Annotated in this window: 10 protein-coding genes and 1 tRNA gene; 8 read left to right on the top strand and 3 right to left on the bottom strand. The window is 41.3% G+C overall.

The window, feature by feature from the left end; translation table 11 throughout:
- The first annotated feature begins 28 nt into the window (after window positions 1–28).
- Entirely contained in the window at window positions 29–1,471 is a 1,443-nt protein-coding gene (locus tag CLV27_RS06230; protein ID WP_132526930.1) for an HD domain-containing protein, read from the top strand.
- Window positions 1,472–1,549: 78 nt separating this feature from the next.
- Entirely contained in the window at window positions 1,550–2,209 is a 660-nt protein-coding gene (locus CLV27_RS06225; RefSeq protein WP_132526928.1) for a HEPN domain-containing protein, read from the top strand.
- A gap of 10 nt (window positions 2,210–2,219) precedes the next feature.
- Here CLV27_RS06225 and CLV27_RS06220 read toward each other — a convergent pair whose 3' ends face one another.
- Genes CLV27_RS06220 through CLV27_RS06210 form a run of 3 tightly spaced genes read right to left on the bottom strand, consistent with a single transcriptional unit; the run spans window position 2,220 to window position 5,140 of the window.
- Window positions 2,220–3,068, bottom strand: coding sequence for a radical SAM protein (locus CLV27_RS06220; protein ID WP_132526926.1), 849 nt, complete (start codon window positions 3,066–3,068; stop codon window positions 2,220–2,222).
- A gap of 4 nt (window positions 3,069–3,072) precedes the next feature.
- Window positions 3,073–3,954 (bottom strand): tRNA pseudouridine(13) synthase TruD, encoded by an 882-nt coding sequence (gene truD, locus CLV27_RS06215; RefSeq protein ID WP_132526924.1) that lies wholly within the window; start codon window positions 3,952–3,954, stop codon window positions 3,073–3,075.
- On the bottom strand, window positions 3,935–5,140 hold the full coding sequence (locus tag CLV27_RS06210) for a bifunctional folylpolyglutamate synthase/dihydrofolate synthase (RefSeq protein WP_132526922.1): 1,206 nt from the start codon (window positions 5,138–5,140) through the stop codon (window positions 3,935–3,937). Before CLV27_RS06210 ends, truD begins: the two co-directional genes overlap by 20 nt.
- Window positions 5,141–5,190: 50 nt before the next feature.
- Between CLV27_RS06210 and CLV27_RS06205 the strand changes: the two genes are divergently transcribed.
- From CLV27_RS06205 to CLV27_RS06175, 6 genes are all read left to right on the top strand, one after another.
- Window positions 5,191–5,643: a phosphatidylglycerophosphatase A family protein gene (locus CLV27_RS06205; RefSeq protein WP_132526920.1), complete on the top strand. Its 453-nt coding sequence runs from the start codon at window positions 5,191–5,193 to the stop codon at window positions 5,641–5,643.
- Window positions 5,643–7,061 (top strand): acetyl-CoA carboxylase biotin carboxylase subunit, encoded by a 1,419-nt coding sequence (gene accC, locus CLV27_RS06200; protein ID WP_132526918.1) that lies wholly within the window; start codon window positions 5,643–5,645, stop codon window positions 7,059–7,061. Before CLV27_RS06205 ends, accC begins: the two co-directional genes overlap by 1 nt.
- Before the next feature lie 22 nt (window positions 7,062–7,083).
- Window positions 7,084–8,934 carry a sodium-extruding oxaloacetate decarboxylase subunit alpha gene (gene oadA / locus CLV27_RS06195; RefSeq protein WP_132526916.1) on the top strand — a complete coding sequence of 617 codons (1,851 nt, stop codon included), beginning with the start codon at window positions 7,084–7,086 and terminating at the stop codon, window positions 8,932–8,934.
- Between the two features lie 38 nt (window positions 8,935–8,972).
- A tRNA-Pro gene (locus CLV27_RS06190) sits at window positions 8,973–9,049 on the top strand.
- Between the two features lie 23 nt (window positions 9,050–9,072).
- Complete coding sequence (locus CLV27_RS06185) at window positions 9,073–9,276, top strand: hypothetical protein (protein ID WP_132526914.1); 204 nt, start codon at window positions 9,073–9,075, stop codon at window positions 9,274–9,276.
- A gap of 295 nt (window positions 9,277–9,571) precedes the next feature.
- Window positions 9,572–14,650 carry a choice-of-anchor D domain-containing protein gene (locus tag CLV27_RS06175; protein ID WP_165863699.1) on the top strand — a complete coding sequence of 1,693 codons (5,079 nt, stop codon included), beginning with the start codon at window positions 9,572–9,574 and terminating at the stop codon, window positions 14,648–14,650.
- Window position 14,651: the final 1 nt, after the last annotated feature.

Here is a 14,651-nt window from a genome sequence, read left to right as displayed (position 1 = left end):
AGGAGAGAATTTAAGTTCGGGAGAAGGTATGGAAAAGAGAATCCACAAACTAACTTTCTATCACCCCAAGCTGGAGAGAATTTGGGACTGTTTTAACAGGGCCTATTTGGTGGGAGGGTTTGTAAGGGACAGGATACTTGGTGTCAGGAAGGACTTTACAGATATAGATATTGTTACCTTTGACAGGTTAGAGGAGGTTGAAAGGTGCGTTACTAAAACCCTTGGTAAGAAACCCTTTTCCTTTGAAAAGGAAAAGAGGGTTGTTTGTTACGTTGGAGAGGATTATCGCTTTGACATAACGAGCGTTGAAGGCAAAAGTATTGAGGAAGACCTATCAAAGAGGGACTTTACGATAAACGCCATTGCCGTTGATATTTCGGAGCTCTTCTTGCCATTTAACGACGACGCCATTTTAATAGACCCCTTTGGTGGACTTGAGGATTTACAGAAGGGAATCATCAGGCCGGTTACGGGGGGAGCTCTTAGAGAAGACCCTGTAAGGGTAGTAAGGGGCGTTAGGTTCAAGCTTCAGCTTGACTTTTCATACCACGACTCCTTTATCAGCTACGCTCAGGAAGTAGCTCATAAACTCTCTGAAGTGCCTGTTGAGAGGGTAAAGGAGGAGCTCCTAAAAATTCTTAAAACGGACAGGTTCTATGAAGCCCTTAATGACTTTGACTCTTTGGGAGCTCTTATTCCAATTTTTAGGGAGCTTGAGGAGCTAAAAACAGTTCCCCCTTCGGGACTTCACCAGTACAACCTTAAAGAACATACCTTTTTAACCGTTAAGTTTCTTGAAACCTACTGTCTGCCAAAGAGGGAGGAGATACTCGGGAAATATGCGGAAAAGATAGGTAGTGAGGAGTTTTTCTCCCGTTTTACAGATGCCGACTGTTTAAAGTTTGTTGCCCTCTATCACGACGTTGCAAAACCTCTGACTATGGAGGAAAAGGACGGAAAACTCACCTTTTACGGCCACGATAAGGTTGGGGCAGAAATTACGGCAGACGCTTTTTTAAGGCTTGGACTTGGGAGGAAGGCCAGCAGGATGGGAGCTCTCATCGTTCGCAACCACCTTCGTCCCTTCTTCCTCTACGAGCTCTATAAAGAGGGTAGGTTAACGGAGAGGGCTATTTACAGGTTCTTCCGCGATACTAAAAGGTATGCATTCCATACTCTTCTTCACTCTGTTGCCGACTGGATGGCTACTTCTTGTGAAATGTCTGAGAAAGTAGGAGAGTTTGTTTCATTTATTCACGAGCTTCTTTCTTTTTATGAAGAGAGAATGGAGAACCTTAAACCTTTACTTTCCGGTAAAGAGATAATGGATATAAAGGGTTTTGACAGGCCAAACGAATGTATCGGCAGGATAAAGGAAAAAATGCTGGAGCTCCAAGCGGTTGGTGTAATTAAGACTAAGGAAGATGCTGAAAAGTTTGTGGTTTCTTTCTGTTGTCTTGAAAAGGTGTAAAGAAGGAGCAAGCAGAATAAGGAGGTTTCAATATGAAGGTAAGGGATTTAGTAGAAAAAGCGGAAGAAATAAAAAAAAATGATAGCGAAAAGATATGACGGATATTGTGATATACCTATAGATGTCTTTTATGAGAAAAGTCGGAGAGCCCTGCTCCTCTTAGGTACGATTGAGGATTCTAATGTTCCTAAGGAACTGAAAATAGAAGCAAGAAAGAATTTTGTGATTAATTGTGTTACCGCTCTGGAGGTCTTTTTAAAAGACATGATAGTAATTTTGTTGTATAGCAATGAAGAATGGTTTTATGAAAAGGTAAAGAAGTTACAAAAACTGAGAGATATAAAACTTAATCTTTTAGATGCTTGTAAGATGTTTAACAAACGTAAGGTTTCTTTGGGGGAACTTATTGTTGCTACTTATTCGTTTCAAAATATAGCTCATATAGAAGAAGTTTTTTCTGCTTTAACTGGAGAAAAGTTTTTAGATAAAGTGGGGAAAGTCAAAGTTGAAGATGAGGAAGGAAAAAGCTTTGTTTTGAATGAAAAGTGTCCTGATTGGAGGAAGAAGCTAGAAGAGCTTTTGAACCTTAGACATAGGTTTGTTCATCAGGTTAGTTTTAAGGAAAGGCTAGGATTAAAAAGGCTAAAGAACTTGTTTGAATGCTTAGTTAGTTTTGTGGAGGCTACGGAACAGTACCTTTTAGAGTTTATTTCTTGCGAAAACGGGGGAGTGAAGTAAATGAGCTAAGTTAAACGGCGAGTCTAAGACCTAAACTCTTTGCGAAGTTATAGACCTCCTCAAACTCCTCTTTGGTTATCCTGCGGCAGAGCTCCTCGTAATCACAGGCCTTGTAGTAGGGAAAGTACTGATCCATCACGTTTACGTAGGTTTCTCTTCCAAGGTTTTCTGTTATCCAGCTTAAAATCTCCTTGCTGTCCTCCGTCCAGCCGGGCATAACAAGGTGGCGAACCATTAGGCCTTTAACAGCTATCCCGAACTCGTTAATTTCAAGGTGGCCTACCTGTCTGTGCATCTCAGTTACGGCTTCTTTTACGACTTCTGGGTAGTCGGGAGCTTTAAGGTATTTGGTGGCAAACTCTCTACTGAAGGTTTTTACGTCGGGCATGTAGATGTCAACGAGTCCTTCAAGTTCTTTTAAGACTTCTACGCTCTCGTAACCTCCACAGTTGTAAACTATTGGAAGCTTTAGTCCTCTCCTCTTTGCTTCCTCTACGGCCTCAAAAATTTGGGGGACTTGGTGAGTTGGAGTAACGAGGTTAATGTTGTGACAGCCCCTTTCCTGAAGGTAGAGCATTATTTCGGCAAGCTGGGATACGGTAATGTACTCTCCTTTAAGCTCGTGGGAGATGTCGTAGTTCTGGCAGAAGACGCACCCCAAGTTGCACCCTGTAAAGAATATCGTTCCACTTCCGCCGTAACCTACAAGGACGGGCTCTTCTCCAAAGTGAGGGCCAAAGGAAGAGACCATAGGCTTATCTGTAACCCCACAGAAGCCCGTTTCTCCCCTGTCTCTCAGGACTTTACAGTTTCGTGGACAGAGTTTACAGGGTGAAAGGAAACTTTTTAGTTTTTCCATCAGATTAAACCCTCTGAACGTGTTTTAAAAACATAGTAGCATAACTCCCCTTAGGGAGGAAAAAGAAAAGGTAACTGCCTATCTCCTTTAGTTCCTTTACTTTCACGTAAGTCATTCTGTAATCGCCCTTTATCCTGAGCTTCCTTAGGAGCTCCAAAAACTCCTCAAACTCAAAACCCTCTTCTTTAAGTACTTCCCTGTAGTAGCTTTCTGAGTCAAGGAGTTTTTTCTTGTAGCCAAGAATCGTCCAGAACTTAGGTAATGTGGTGTAGTTAAAACCTTTCTCTGGAATGAAGAAGAGCTCTTCCTTCTCGCAGATGAAGTGTCCCTTTGTTCTTTCCATTAAGAATTTTTCAAGGCTTTTGTTCCAAAGGTAGGAAAGGTACGCGTCAATGTAGAAGTTTTCGCTCCACTTTAACTTCCTTTTTGGTTTTTCAAAGAGTTTCTTAAGGAGTTCCTTCCCCCTTTGGCTGTTGTTCTTTACTCTCTGGACGTCGTAGTAGTTTATAAACCAGTCCCTTTCTTCCCTTTCAAAGTTTCTCAGGTTTACGGCAAACCTGTTCCCTTTGAGCTGTCCGATTTTTAGCTTCCTCTGGGTTCTTCCTATGAACTTCAGTATGTACCAAGATTCATCGTCAACTTTGCCCTTTTCAAGCTCTCCCAAGAACCTGTCAAAGGAAACGAACTGAGAGGTGAGGGCAAGCTTGTCCTTCATTCCAGCGTAGGAAAAGCCGAGAGCTCTCGCAAGTTCCTTCGTTGTAAGGTTTCTCTTTACAAGGATGTAAAGGTAGTGCTCGCCTTTTGGGATTAAGGGGTACTCTGCAACCTCTTTTACGATGAAGTCTTCGGGTGTTTCCCTCTTCCAGCTAAACTCCACGGTAACCATCTATTAACTCCGCTATGTAGAATGAGCCAGTTATTACTGTATCTTTCTTAAAGTCTTCTGGGTAGATTTTCTCTAATACCTTTGCCTTTATTCCGAGTTTTTGGGAAGCTGTAAGGAGCTCCCTTAGGGGAGTGCCCCTTTCGTTTTTAATCTCAATCAGGTAGAGCTCTCCACCAGAAGTTCTTAGGTAGTCTGCAACTACCCTTAGGTTTTCTTCTACATTTTTGTCTTTAAGGCTTGAAAAGACAACGTCTGCCCTGATGCCGAGAGTATTTAAGGTTTTAAAGAGCTCTGTAAGGGCGTTCACGTTGTGGGCGACGTCAAAGATAATGAGGGGAGAATTTCTTATAACTTCAAGCCTTCCGGGGAGACGAACGTTTACAGTTTCGGGTAGGAGGAATTCTTTTTTAAAGTTCCTTTCAATAAAGAGTTTAGTGGCAGTTAGAGCGGTAGCGCAGTTAACGGCCTGATGTTTTCCGATTAGGGAAGTTCTTATAACCTTTCCATTGTAGAGAAACTGAGTGCCAGATGGAGAGACCTTTATTTCTTCTGCCTTAAAGTCTATTCCGTAGGCAAAAAGTTCCTTTGTTCTCTCCTCTGCAAGCTCTCTAACTACGGGAGGGTTATCAGATATAACAGCTGGAATTCCCCCCTTTATAACGGCAACCTTTTCCCTTGCTATCTCTGCGAGCGTGTTTCCTAAGTAGTCCGTATGGTCAAGGCCTACCCGTGTTATAACGGCAAGCTCGTGGAAAAGGGCGTTGGTAGCGTCAAGTCTTCCTCCAAGTCCTACTTCAAAGACTGCTGCGTCTACTTTTGCATCGTGAAAGACCTTAAGGGAGAGGAGAAAGGAGGCCTCAAAGTACGTTAGTTGATATTCTTCAACGAGCGGGATAATTTCCTTAAAAGAGCTATCAAGGGTTTCTGTATCAACTTCCTTCATGTCAACTTTTATTCGTTCGTTAAACCTTAAAAGGTGGGGGGAGGTGAAAAGGCCTACTTTTAAACCATTTTGCCTGAGAATTTCAGCTATCATGTGGGACGTTGAACCTTTCCCGTTAGTTCCGGCAACGATTATGGAGGGGAAAATTTTAAAATTGCTCTCCTTTACTGCTTTCTCTATCCTTTCAAGTCCCGGTTTCCAGTTGAATTCCTTGCTCTTGTAGAACTCTTCAAATAACGTCATTTTTCCCTCTTGGTAAAATTCAGGAGTCACTAACGTCAAGGGGAAAATTTATGAGAAAGCTCTTAGAATTCATAGCTACTGGGTTTTATAGTGGCAAACTGCCAAAAATGCCGGGCACTTGGGGTTCAATACTTGCTGCTGTACTCCTTTTCTTCTTCTGGCCTGAAAGTTTATGGTTTCAGCTCGGCGTTATAGCTGTAACGTTTGTTTTGAGCGTGGTATCAGCGGACTTCCTTTCAAAGGAGTTAGGAAGTAAGGACCCTGACTGTGTGGTTATTGACGAGATACTGGGAATGGAACTTGCCCTTTTAGGACTTTCTGCTCAAGGAAATTTAAAGCTTGTTTTCTTAGGCCTGCTTTTATTTAGGATTATTGATATAATGAAACCCCCGCCTATTCCATGGTTTGAAAGATTCCCCGGCGGCTGGGGAATAACAATTGATGATGCCTTAGCAGGCGTCATAACAAACATGATTCTCAGAATGCTTGGAGGTTTGCTTTAATGTTTAAAAAGGTTTTAATAGCCAACAGGGGTGAGGTTGCAACGAGGGTAATAAGGGCGTGTAAAGAGCTTGGAATCAAAACCGTTGCCATATACTCAGAGGCAGACGTTAACTCACTCCACGTTAAGAAGGCCGACGAGGCCTACCTGATTCACGGTGACCCTATAAAGGCCTACCTCAACTACTTCAGGATAGTTGATATAGCAAAGAGGGCCGGCGCTGACGCCATTCACCCCGGTTACGGTTTCCTGTCAGAAAGGGCAGATTTTGCCGAGTACGCAAGGAAGCAAGGAATAGAGTTCATCGGACCTTCTGCTGAGCACCTAAGAGTTTTCGGCTCGAAAATTGAGGCTAAAAAGCTTATGAGGGAGCTTGGCGTTCCTGTAGCCGAGGGAAGCGAAGAGCCTATAGAGAGCCTTAAGGAGGCTAAGAAAATAGCCGAGAAGATAGGCTACCCTGTAATGATAAAGGCTGCCCACGGTGGTGGAGGAAGGGGACTGAGGGTTGCAAGGAGTGAAAAGGAGCTTGAGACCCTGTTTAACATCGCTGTAAAGGAAGCTGAGGCAGCTTTCGGTAAGGGAGAAGTTTTTATAGAAAAGTACATTGAGAATCCCCGTCACATAGAAATTCAGATACTTGCAGATAAGCACGGAAACGTTGTTCACTTAGGAGAGAGGGACTGTTCACTCCAGAGGAGGCACCAGAAAGTTCTGGAGATTGCACCTTCTCCCGTTTTAACGCGCAGGCAGAGGGAAAAACTCGGTAGAATCTGCGTTGAGGCAGCAAAGGCGATAGGTTACTACGGAGCCGGAACTTGGGAATTCTTAATGGATAAGTACGGCAACTTCTACTTTATGGAAGTAAACCCAAGGCTTCAGGTTGAGCACACTATTACGGAGGAAATTACCGGCATAGACATTGTTCAGGAGCAAATAAGGATAGCAGCGGGTATGGGGCTTTCCTTCTCCCAGAGGAGCGTTCAGATACACGGCTTTGCCATGCAGTTCAGGATAAACGCAGAGGACCCAACTAAGGACTTTGCTCCAGTTCCCGGAACGATAACTGCCTACTACTCTCCGGGAGGTATTGGCGTAAGGATTGACGGCGTCGTCTATAAAGGTTACACGATTCCTCCATACTACGACTCCATGGTTGCAAAGCTCATTGTTTGGGGAAGGAGCTGGGACGAGGTTATAAGGCGTTCAAGGAGAGCTCTCGGCGAGTTCTTAATCCGAGGCGTTCCAACAACGATTCCCTTCTTCAAGAAAATCCTTAACGACCCCGAGTTCGTAAAGGGACAGTTTGACACTTCCTTCATAGACAGGAAGATAAAGGACTTTACTTTCATCAAAGAGCCAGACCCAGAGGTAATAGCCCTTGCCCTTTCTGCGGCGATAGCCGCCCACCACGGGCTTTAAAAAATAAAGGGAGGAAAGATAGATGGGCAGGAAGATACAGTTTACGGACGTAACACTAAGGGATGCCCACCAGTCCCTCTTTGCTACGAGGATGAGAACAAAGGACATGGTTGATATAGCTCCAGTTATTGACAAGGCAGGTTTCTGGTCCGTTGAGTGCTGGGGAGGTGCAACCTTTGACGTCTGCCTAAGGTTCTTAAAGGAAGACCCTTGGGAAAGGTTAAGAACTTTAAGGAAGCTCATGCCAAACTCCCGCCTTCAGATGCTCCTTAGGGGACAGAACTTAGTAGGTTACAGGCACTACCCAGACGACGTCGTTAAGGCCTTTGTCAGGAAGGCAGCAGAGAACGGAATAGACGTTTTCAGGGTGTTTGACGCTCTCAACGACCTGAGGAACGTTGAGGTTGCAGTAGAAACTGCAAAGGAGATGGGAAAGATTGTAGAGGGAGCTCTCTCCTACACAATAAGTCCCGTTCACACAGAGGACCTCTACATAGAGCTTGCCCTTGAGTTTAAGGAGATGGGAGCTGACATCATAGCCATTAAGGACATGGCTGGACTCCTCTCCCCAGAAAGGGCATACTCTCTCGTCAAGGCGATTAAAGAGGAAGTTGGACTTCCCGTTCACATCCATACCCACTGCACAAGTGGTCTTGCAGAGATGGCTCAGCTAAAGGCTGCTGAAGCTGGAGCTGACATATTTGACGTTGCCATTTCTCCAATGGCTTCTGATACTTCTCACCCTGCCGTTGAGACGATGCTCTATGCTTTTGCTGAGTTTGGATTTGAGGCGAACCTTGACAGGAAGGCTTTAAGGAAGATGGCACAGCACTTTAAGGAGGTTAGGAAGAAGTACAAGAAGTTTGACATAGACTTTAAAGGTGTTGACGCTGCAGTCCTTGAGCACCAGATACCGGGAGGAATGATTTCTAACCTCATAAACCAGCTAAAGGAGCAGGGAGCTCTTGACAAGCTGGAGGAAGTCCTTGAGGAAGTTCCAAGAGTTAGGGAAGACCTCGGATATCCTCCCCTCGTTACTCCAACGAGCCAGATAGTTGGAACTCAGGCCGTCCTCAACGTCTTGGCCGGTGAGCGCTACAAGATGATTACTCAGGAGACGAAGAACTACGTTAAGGGACTCTACGGAAGACCGCCAGCTCCAATTAAGGAGGAGATTATCAAGAAGGTTCTCGGAGACGAAGAGCCAATCACCTGCCGTCCTGCAGACCTCTTAGAGCCTGAGCTTGACAAGCGCAGGGAAGAGATAAAGGATCTTGCAAGGAGCGAGGAGGACGTTCTCTCTTACTGTCTCTTCCCCAAAGTTGCGAGGGAGTTCTTTGAGTGGAGGGAGAAGGTAGAGAAAGGAGAGATTCCTCCACTTACAGACGAGGAGTTCTTTGGAGTTGAAGAGGAAGAAAAGAGATGCCCTCAACCCCTTGCTCCTACAGAGTTCATTATCAACGTTCACGGTGAGAGCTACCACGTTAAAGTTGCAGGTGTTGGACATAAGAAGGACGGAAAGAAACCTTACTTCATTAAGATTGACGGAAGACTTGAGGAAGTAGTTGTTGAGCCTCTCGTTGAAGTCGTTCCAACCGGCGAAGAGGTTGAGATTAAGGGAGAGCTCACAAGCTCTTCCAAGCGTCCGAGGGCAACAAAAGAGGGAGACGTTACCTCTCCAATGCCTGCTAAGGTAGTTGAGATAAAGGTTAAAGAGGGAGACAAGGTAAACGAAGGGGACGTTGTTGCGATAGTTGAAGCGATGAAGATGCAGAACGAGCTTCACGCGCCAATTAGCGGAACGGTTAAGGCCATTTACGTTAAAGTAGGGGACAACGTTAACCCGGATGAAGCCATAATGACGATTGAGTAGTTGAAAATTATTTTTTTACTCCTATATTTGGTATGCGTCGGGGCGTGGCGTAGCCTGGTAGCGCGCTGGCATGGGGGGCCAGAGGTCGCCCGTTCAAATCGGGTCGCCCCGACCATTTATTTTTTTGTGAGGCCTTGTATGAGGACTTTGGAAGAAATCAAAAAGGCCGTTGAAGAGCTCCCACCCGAAGAATTTGCAGAACTAAAAAACTGGATTACGGAGCTCTACTGGAAGAGGTGGGATAGGGAAATAGAAAAGGACTCTCAGGAAGGAGTCCTTGACTTTCTGATTGAAGAAGCTCTAAGAGAAAAGAAGGACGGAAGTTTGAGGGACATATTCTGATTATGAAGCATGTGGCCACCGCAAGGTTTTGGAAGTGTTTTGAAAAACTTCCTGAACATGTAAAAGAAAAAGCCAGAAAACAGTTTGCTTTACTAAAGCAAGAGCCACGGCACCCGTCTTTACATTTTAAAAAAGTAGGAAAGTTTTAGTCGATGAGGATAGATGATTCTTACAGAGTTCTTGCGGTGAAAGACGGTGATACCTTCATCTGAGTTTGGATAGGTAATCACGACGATTACGGGGAGATGATAAGGGAAAGAGCTTGACAGAGGGATTTATTAGGAATAAGTTAATTTTGAGGAACATTGTCGGGGAGGAGTCCTTTAGCAGAAGAAAGAATCTGTTTCCAAGCATTACGGTAAGCACCAAGGGTAGTATCATGGTGCATTTGCTAATCTTAATTATAAGTGTTGTAATACTCTCAATTCCTATCAGTACAAAAGCATCTATTATTTATAAGGAGTGCTCAACTCCCTATACAAGCAACGGATGGGGAGCTAAAATATTAGAAGATGAGATATACATAACTCCAAATACCATTCATATAAAAATTCAAAACACCACAACAAATCCTACTTATGGAGGAGACGCTACATTTAACATATTTTATCAATGCAGCGATGAATCATTCTGGAAGGATGAGTGTGACTTTGGGAAACAAAAAAAGATATCTCTTACAAAAAACGAAGAAAAAGAAATAGAACTCAAGGAGGATTTTATTAACAAAGAAAACGATACAGGTTCTTGCCAAATCATTATATGTACACTTGATAACCAAGCAGTTCTGCATAATTGTTATTTTGAATACTCTAATCACCCACCTTCCATTCAAATTAAAACTGCTCCATCTAAAGGCTATACAAATGAACCAGTTATTTTCTCTTTTATCGTTTCAGACAAAGACGAAAACCTTTCAGAAGTTGCCATTGACTGCAACGGAGACGGAACAGCTGATAATCGCAAGACCTTCCGTGCTAATACAGGTCACGCAGAAGTCTTTCTGACCTGTAACTATGATTCAGATGGTACATACCTCTGGACGGCTACGGCTTATGATACCTTTGGAAAGCCTTCCGACACAGTGAATGGATTCATCTCTATCAGAACAAAAGCATTCCAATCTACAATAGAAAGCAGCATCTGTTTAGATCAAAATTGTAAAGAAAAAGCTACATGCTTGATAGATTGGAGAGCGTATTATTTAAGATACACTATAAAAACTGATAAAGCTATAGATGGGAAGGTTTGCATTTTTGCAAAAATAGATGATGTAGGAAAAGTAGAAACTATAACTTTGCACGAAGAGGAAACCAGTGGGTACATTTCCTTTATTTATAACAAAGAAGACCAGAAAGATTATGGAGTCATTCGTACTTACCTATACGATGAAAATTGTCAGGAAGGGAAACTCCTTGCTGTAGCTGGCGACCATAATTTGCCGGCTCTAGAGAATAGAGAACTCGAAATAGAAAAGTTAGAGTTAGACGACGAAGAAATATATCTCGGAGATTCCATAAAACTATATGCAAAAGTGAAAGGACGGCAGGAGAATGAGTATGCAGAGCTTAAATACAGTTGTTTCATAATTATAGATGGCGAGGAGACGTATGAATTATCAACTGACAAATGTGAAAAGTTGCTTCAAGGGAAGAAAATAGAGCTTAATCCTAATGATTTAGGGATAAATAAAAGTGGAAGCTATACACTTACACTATTTATAAAAGGAAATTTTAAAGGCCTTAATTATGAGAAATTAGACTCTTGGTGCAAGAACGTATTGGGTGCAAGAAAAAGCATAGATATTACTGTTAAAAACCCCCCTAATGCGAAACTAAAAACGGACAAAGAAGTGTATGACTTTGGAAATGTATCAATAAATAGCTTCAGTGACCTTACTATAGAAATCACTAACACTGGGGAAATTTCTGCTTCTATAAAAGCTATTAAGATAGAAAATAATACGGAAAACGCTTTCTCTATCACTGAGAATGGATGTAAGAATAAAACTCTTGTAAGTGGCGAGTCTTGCCAACTAAAAATTCGCTTTTCTCCGCTTGAAACCGTCCAATACAACAGCATCCTAGTAGTTGAATACAAAGACAAATATAACGGCCATAAAGATCTAAGAGTGCCCATTGAAGGTACGGGAAAAGGTATTGCTTCTATTCAGGTCATTCCACATGAGCTTACGTTTGAAGATACTGAAGTTAACTCCTTCTCGGAGAAGAAACTAACCATTGAAAACAATGGTAACGTAGGCATCGTAATAAAAAACACTAAAAACGAAAATCTTGCTTTTTATATCTACGAAAATCACTGTATAAATAAAATTCTGGATCCATCAGGTAAGTGTACTTTGGTTGTAAGATTTGAACCGACCACTGAAAAGGAATATAGGGATTATATAAAAATTGAATACTATCCTATTGATGATACCGAGAACATTATCTCCGCTGAAATACCAGTTACAGGAATTGGTTACTACCCTGTTGAAAATTCAAACCACCCTCCCTTTCTTACAACAAAAATTTCTCCATCCGAAGGTTATAAAGGCAAACCTGTAACATTCACTTTTGTCGTTTCCGATGAGGATAACAATCTCTCTAAATTGATTCTTGATTGTGACGGAGACGGAACACCTGATAGTCATAAAACCTTTTACATTAATACAGGCTATGCAGAAGTTTCACTAACTTGCAACTATAACTCAGCCGGTACATATACATGGACAGCTACGGCTTATGATACCTTTGAAAAACCTTCCAACACAGTTATGGGAACAATCTCTATCAAAGACTCAAACTATCCACCAGCAGTAAGTTTTGAAATTACATTGGAAGATGGACTATTACTTTCTAAACTTGAACAAGAGTCTCTTCCAGTTGTGGTTTATCCCTACGAAGTCCGTAATAACTATTTGCTGAAACTAAGAATAGGCAATAAATTTTGTAAGAGTACAGATGTAAAAATTTACAAAATTTGGGAATCTGACGAGTATTGTGACGATATCCTAACTGGAAACGACTTAGCTCAGCCTGAATATTACTACAAAGATGAAACTAAGAGTTTTACAATAAGAAAGGATGGATGTGAAATTACAATCAGCCTTACTAAAACTCTGCCTGCCGGGACGTATTCTATTTTAGTAGAAAATTCTGAAGAAGAGCTGGAGGTCTTTAGATTCAGCTTCTATCTGTCACCTGAGGAAAAGCTTGAGAATTTTATAAGTAGTCTAAGTAGTTTCTCTTTCAAAGATTTACTCGTGTCGGCAGCAGATCCATTTGTGTTCACTGATATCCACGATCTCCACGAGATAAATAATTATATAAACGAATACGGAGAAATCTGTATATTACGCTACTATGAAGATTTTTATAAATCTAACATAGCGTCGTGTTTAGCCGGAGCTTCTATCGGAGCGTCTATCGGAAGTTTGGGTTTTGGAGTTGGAGCCTTAGTCGGGGCTAAAGCTGGATGTGAAATAGGGCTAATGGCAAACGCAGCCAAGTATATCGCTGAAGCTGCCTTAGCGTATGTCGGGAAAAGAGCAGAAAATATAGAGTACAATTATCCTTACATACTTTTATTATCCGAAAAACAATTGATTACACTATGTGCGGACCATATCACTTATGATCCTATAAATCAGAAAATACTTGTTGATATAGCTAACTGTCTCTCTCCTTTAATTTCTGAAAACAGAGATGATGTGATTTTGCTTGCAGATTCAATAACCTTATCGGATGTTCCCGTTTGTCAGTTTAACATAGAGAGAATTGACTTAAACTTGCCGCTATCGGTTATTGAAATTCCTTTGAAAAGGGAAAAGTACTGTTACATTTCTGGCTCTTGCTCCAAAATTAAATATTTCATTTTGCTATCAAAAAAACCACTTGTTAAGCTTATTTATGGATTTTCAAGTGTAATACACACTTCAGATCCATTTAAACTAATAGACAGGAAATATAGTTTGCTAAACTCTGAATTGGCGTCAGAGGAAATATTACCTAATTTCCTCTCAGCAATTAAGGCATACGAACTATGTAATAGAACACAACTATGCAGGATAGAGAGTATATACATCCCATTTAATGGATTCTATCCTTTTGACGAACTTTTAAGAAAGCTTTCATTGCAAGATAGAGAGCTTAGCTATTTAGCATTATTTGTACAGAATGGTGAGTTACCGGTAATAGTTAAATATTCAGGGACATTTCCTAAGGAAAGTATAGAAGCTACTTGGAGTAAGGAAGCGGAATACATAAAAGAATACTATTCTGGGAAAAAATTAATTTCGTTTAAGTACATAGACCCTTACGTAATTATTAGCTACAGAACCTCAGGAGGTTACGAGACAGATGTAATAAATGTATACACTTACTCTATTGAGTACAAATTTTTGTACGACTCTTATGGGAAACTGCAAGAGTACTACATAGGCGCTCAAGAAAATCCTATAAATGCGAAGGAGCTATGCCTTACTCTTAGCGAAGAAAATGCCGATACACTTACTGAACATCTTAAAAGTTTCTGCTACTTTGACTTATACAAGAGAGCTAAGAATAGAAAAGTTTCAAGATCTGTTGGAGAAATTACCACAAAAAGCTTAGAAAAGTTACTTGCAAAGCTTTCAATAAGAGAAATCAGGGAATTCAGACTTTTTGTTAACTTGAGGTTATTTGATAAGTTTATAGAAAGTCTTGAATCTGCGGGGTATAAACGGAGAAATATCACAAGCATAGAAGCGGATTATATAAGAAAAGAGCTTCATGATGTAACAGACAAGGATTTGAAGGAGATCATAGATAATGCTTTTGACTTTTTTAGGGTCTACTTTAAAGAGGTTAAAGTAAATAGAAGTAGATACGAACTTATCTATTTAACGCCGGACGTAAAAAAAATCTCAGAAAAAATAAATGACCCCACTAAGTTGTACTCAGTTTTACTGAGGATAACTTCAGAGATCTCTCATACTCACTTACATAACGTAGAATCCTTAAACTTGATTAAGGAATCGCTTGAAGAGTCAAAAAAGAAATTGGTAGAGAGTATATACAGGAATCTTTTTAAGATCTTAAAAATTGGTGAAGAGGTAGAATATACTACCTTACATACCGTGTTTAAAAAGGATAATAAAGAGTTCATTAAGTTAGTTGAAGATTCAATATTACAGATCATTGGAAGATTAGGTGATGGACGAATAGGTGGTGAAATAGACCTGAATAAACCTATTGAAAGCGTACTATTCAAAGAAACTGATAAAGGGATAAAAGTTTTTGACTTTCAAGCCCAGAAGGCTGGGTTTGCCCTTTATAAAAAGGGTAATAAAATATATATGATTACTTTCTATCCTGCCTATAGAATAGGAGGATAGC

The sequence above is a fragment of the Phorcysia thermohydrogeniphila genome, assembly GCF_004339575.1.
In the GTDB taxonomy this organism is placed as follows: domain Bacteria; phylum Aquificota; class Aquificia; order Desulfurobacteriales; family Desulfurobacteriaceae; genus Phorcysia; species Phorcysia thermohydrogeniphila.
This window is presented reverse-complemented; position numbering and strand designations above follow the sequence as displayed.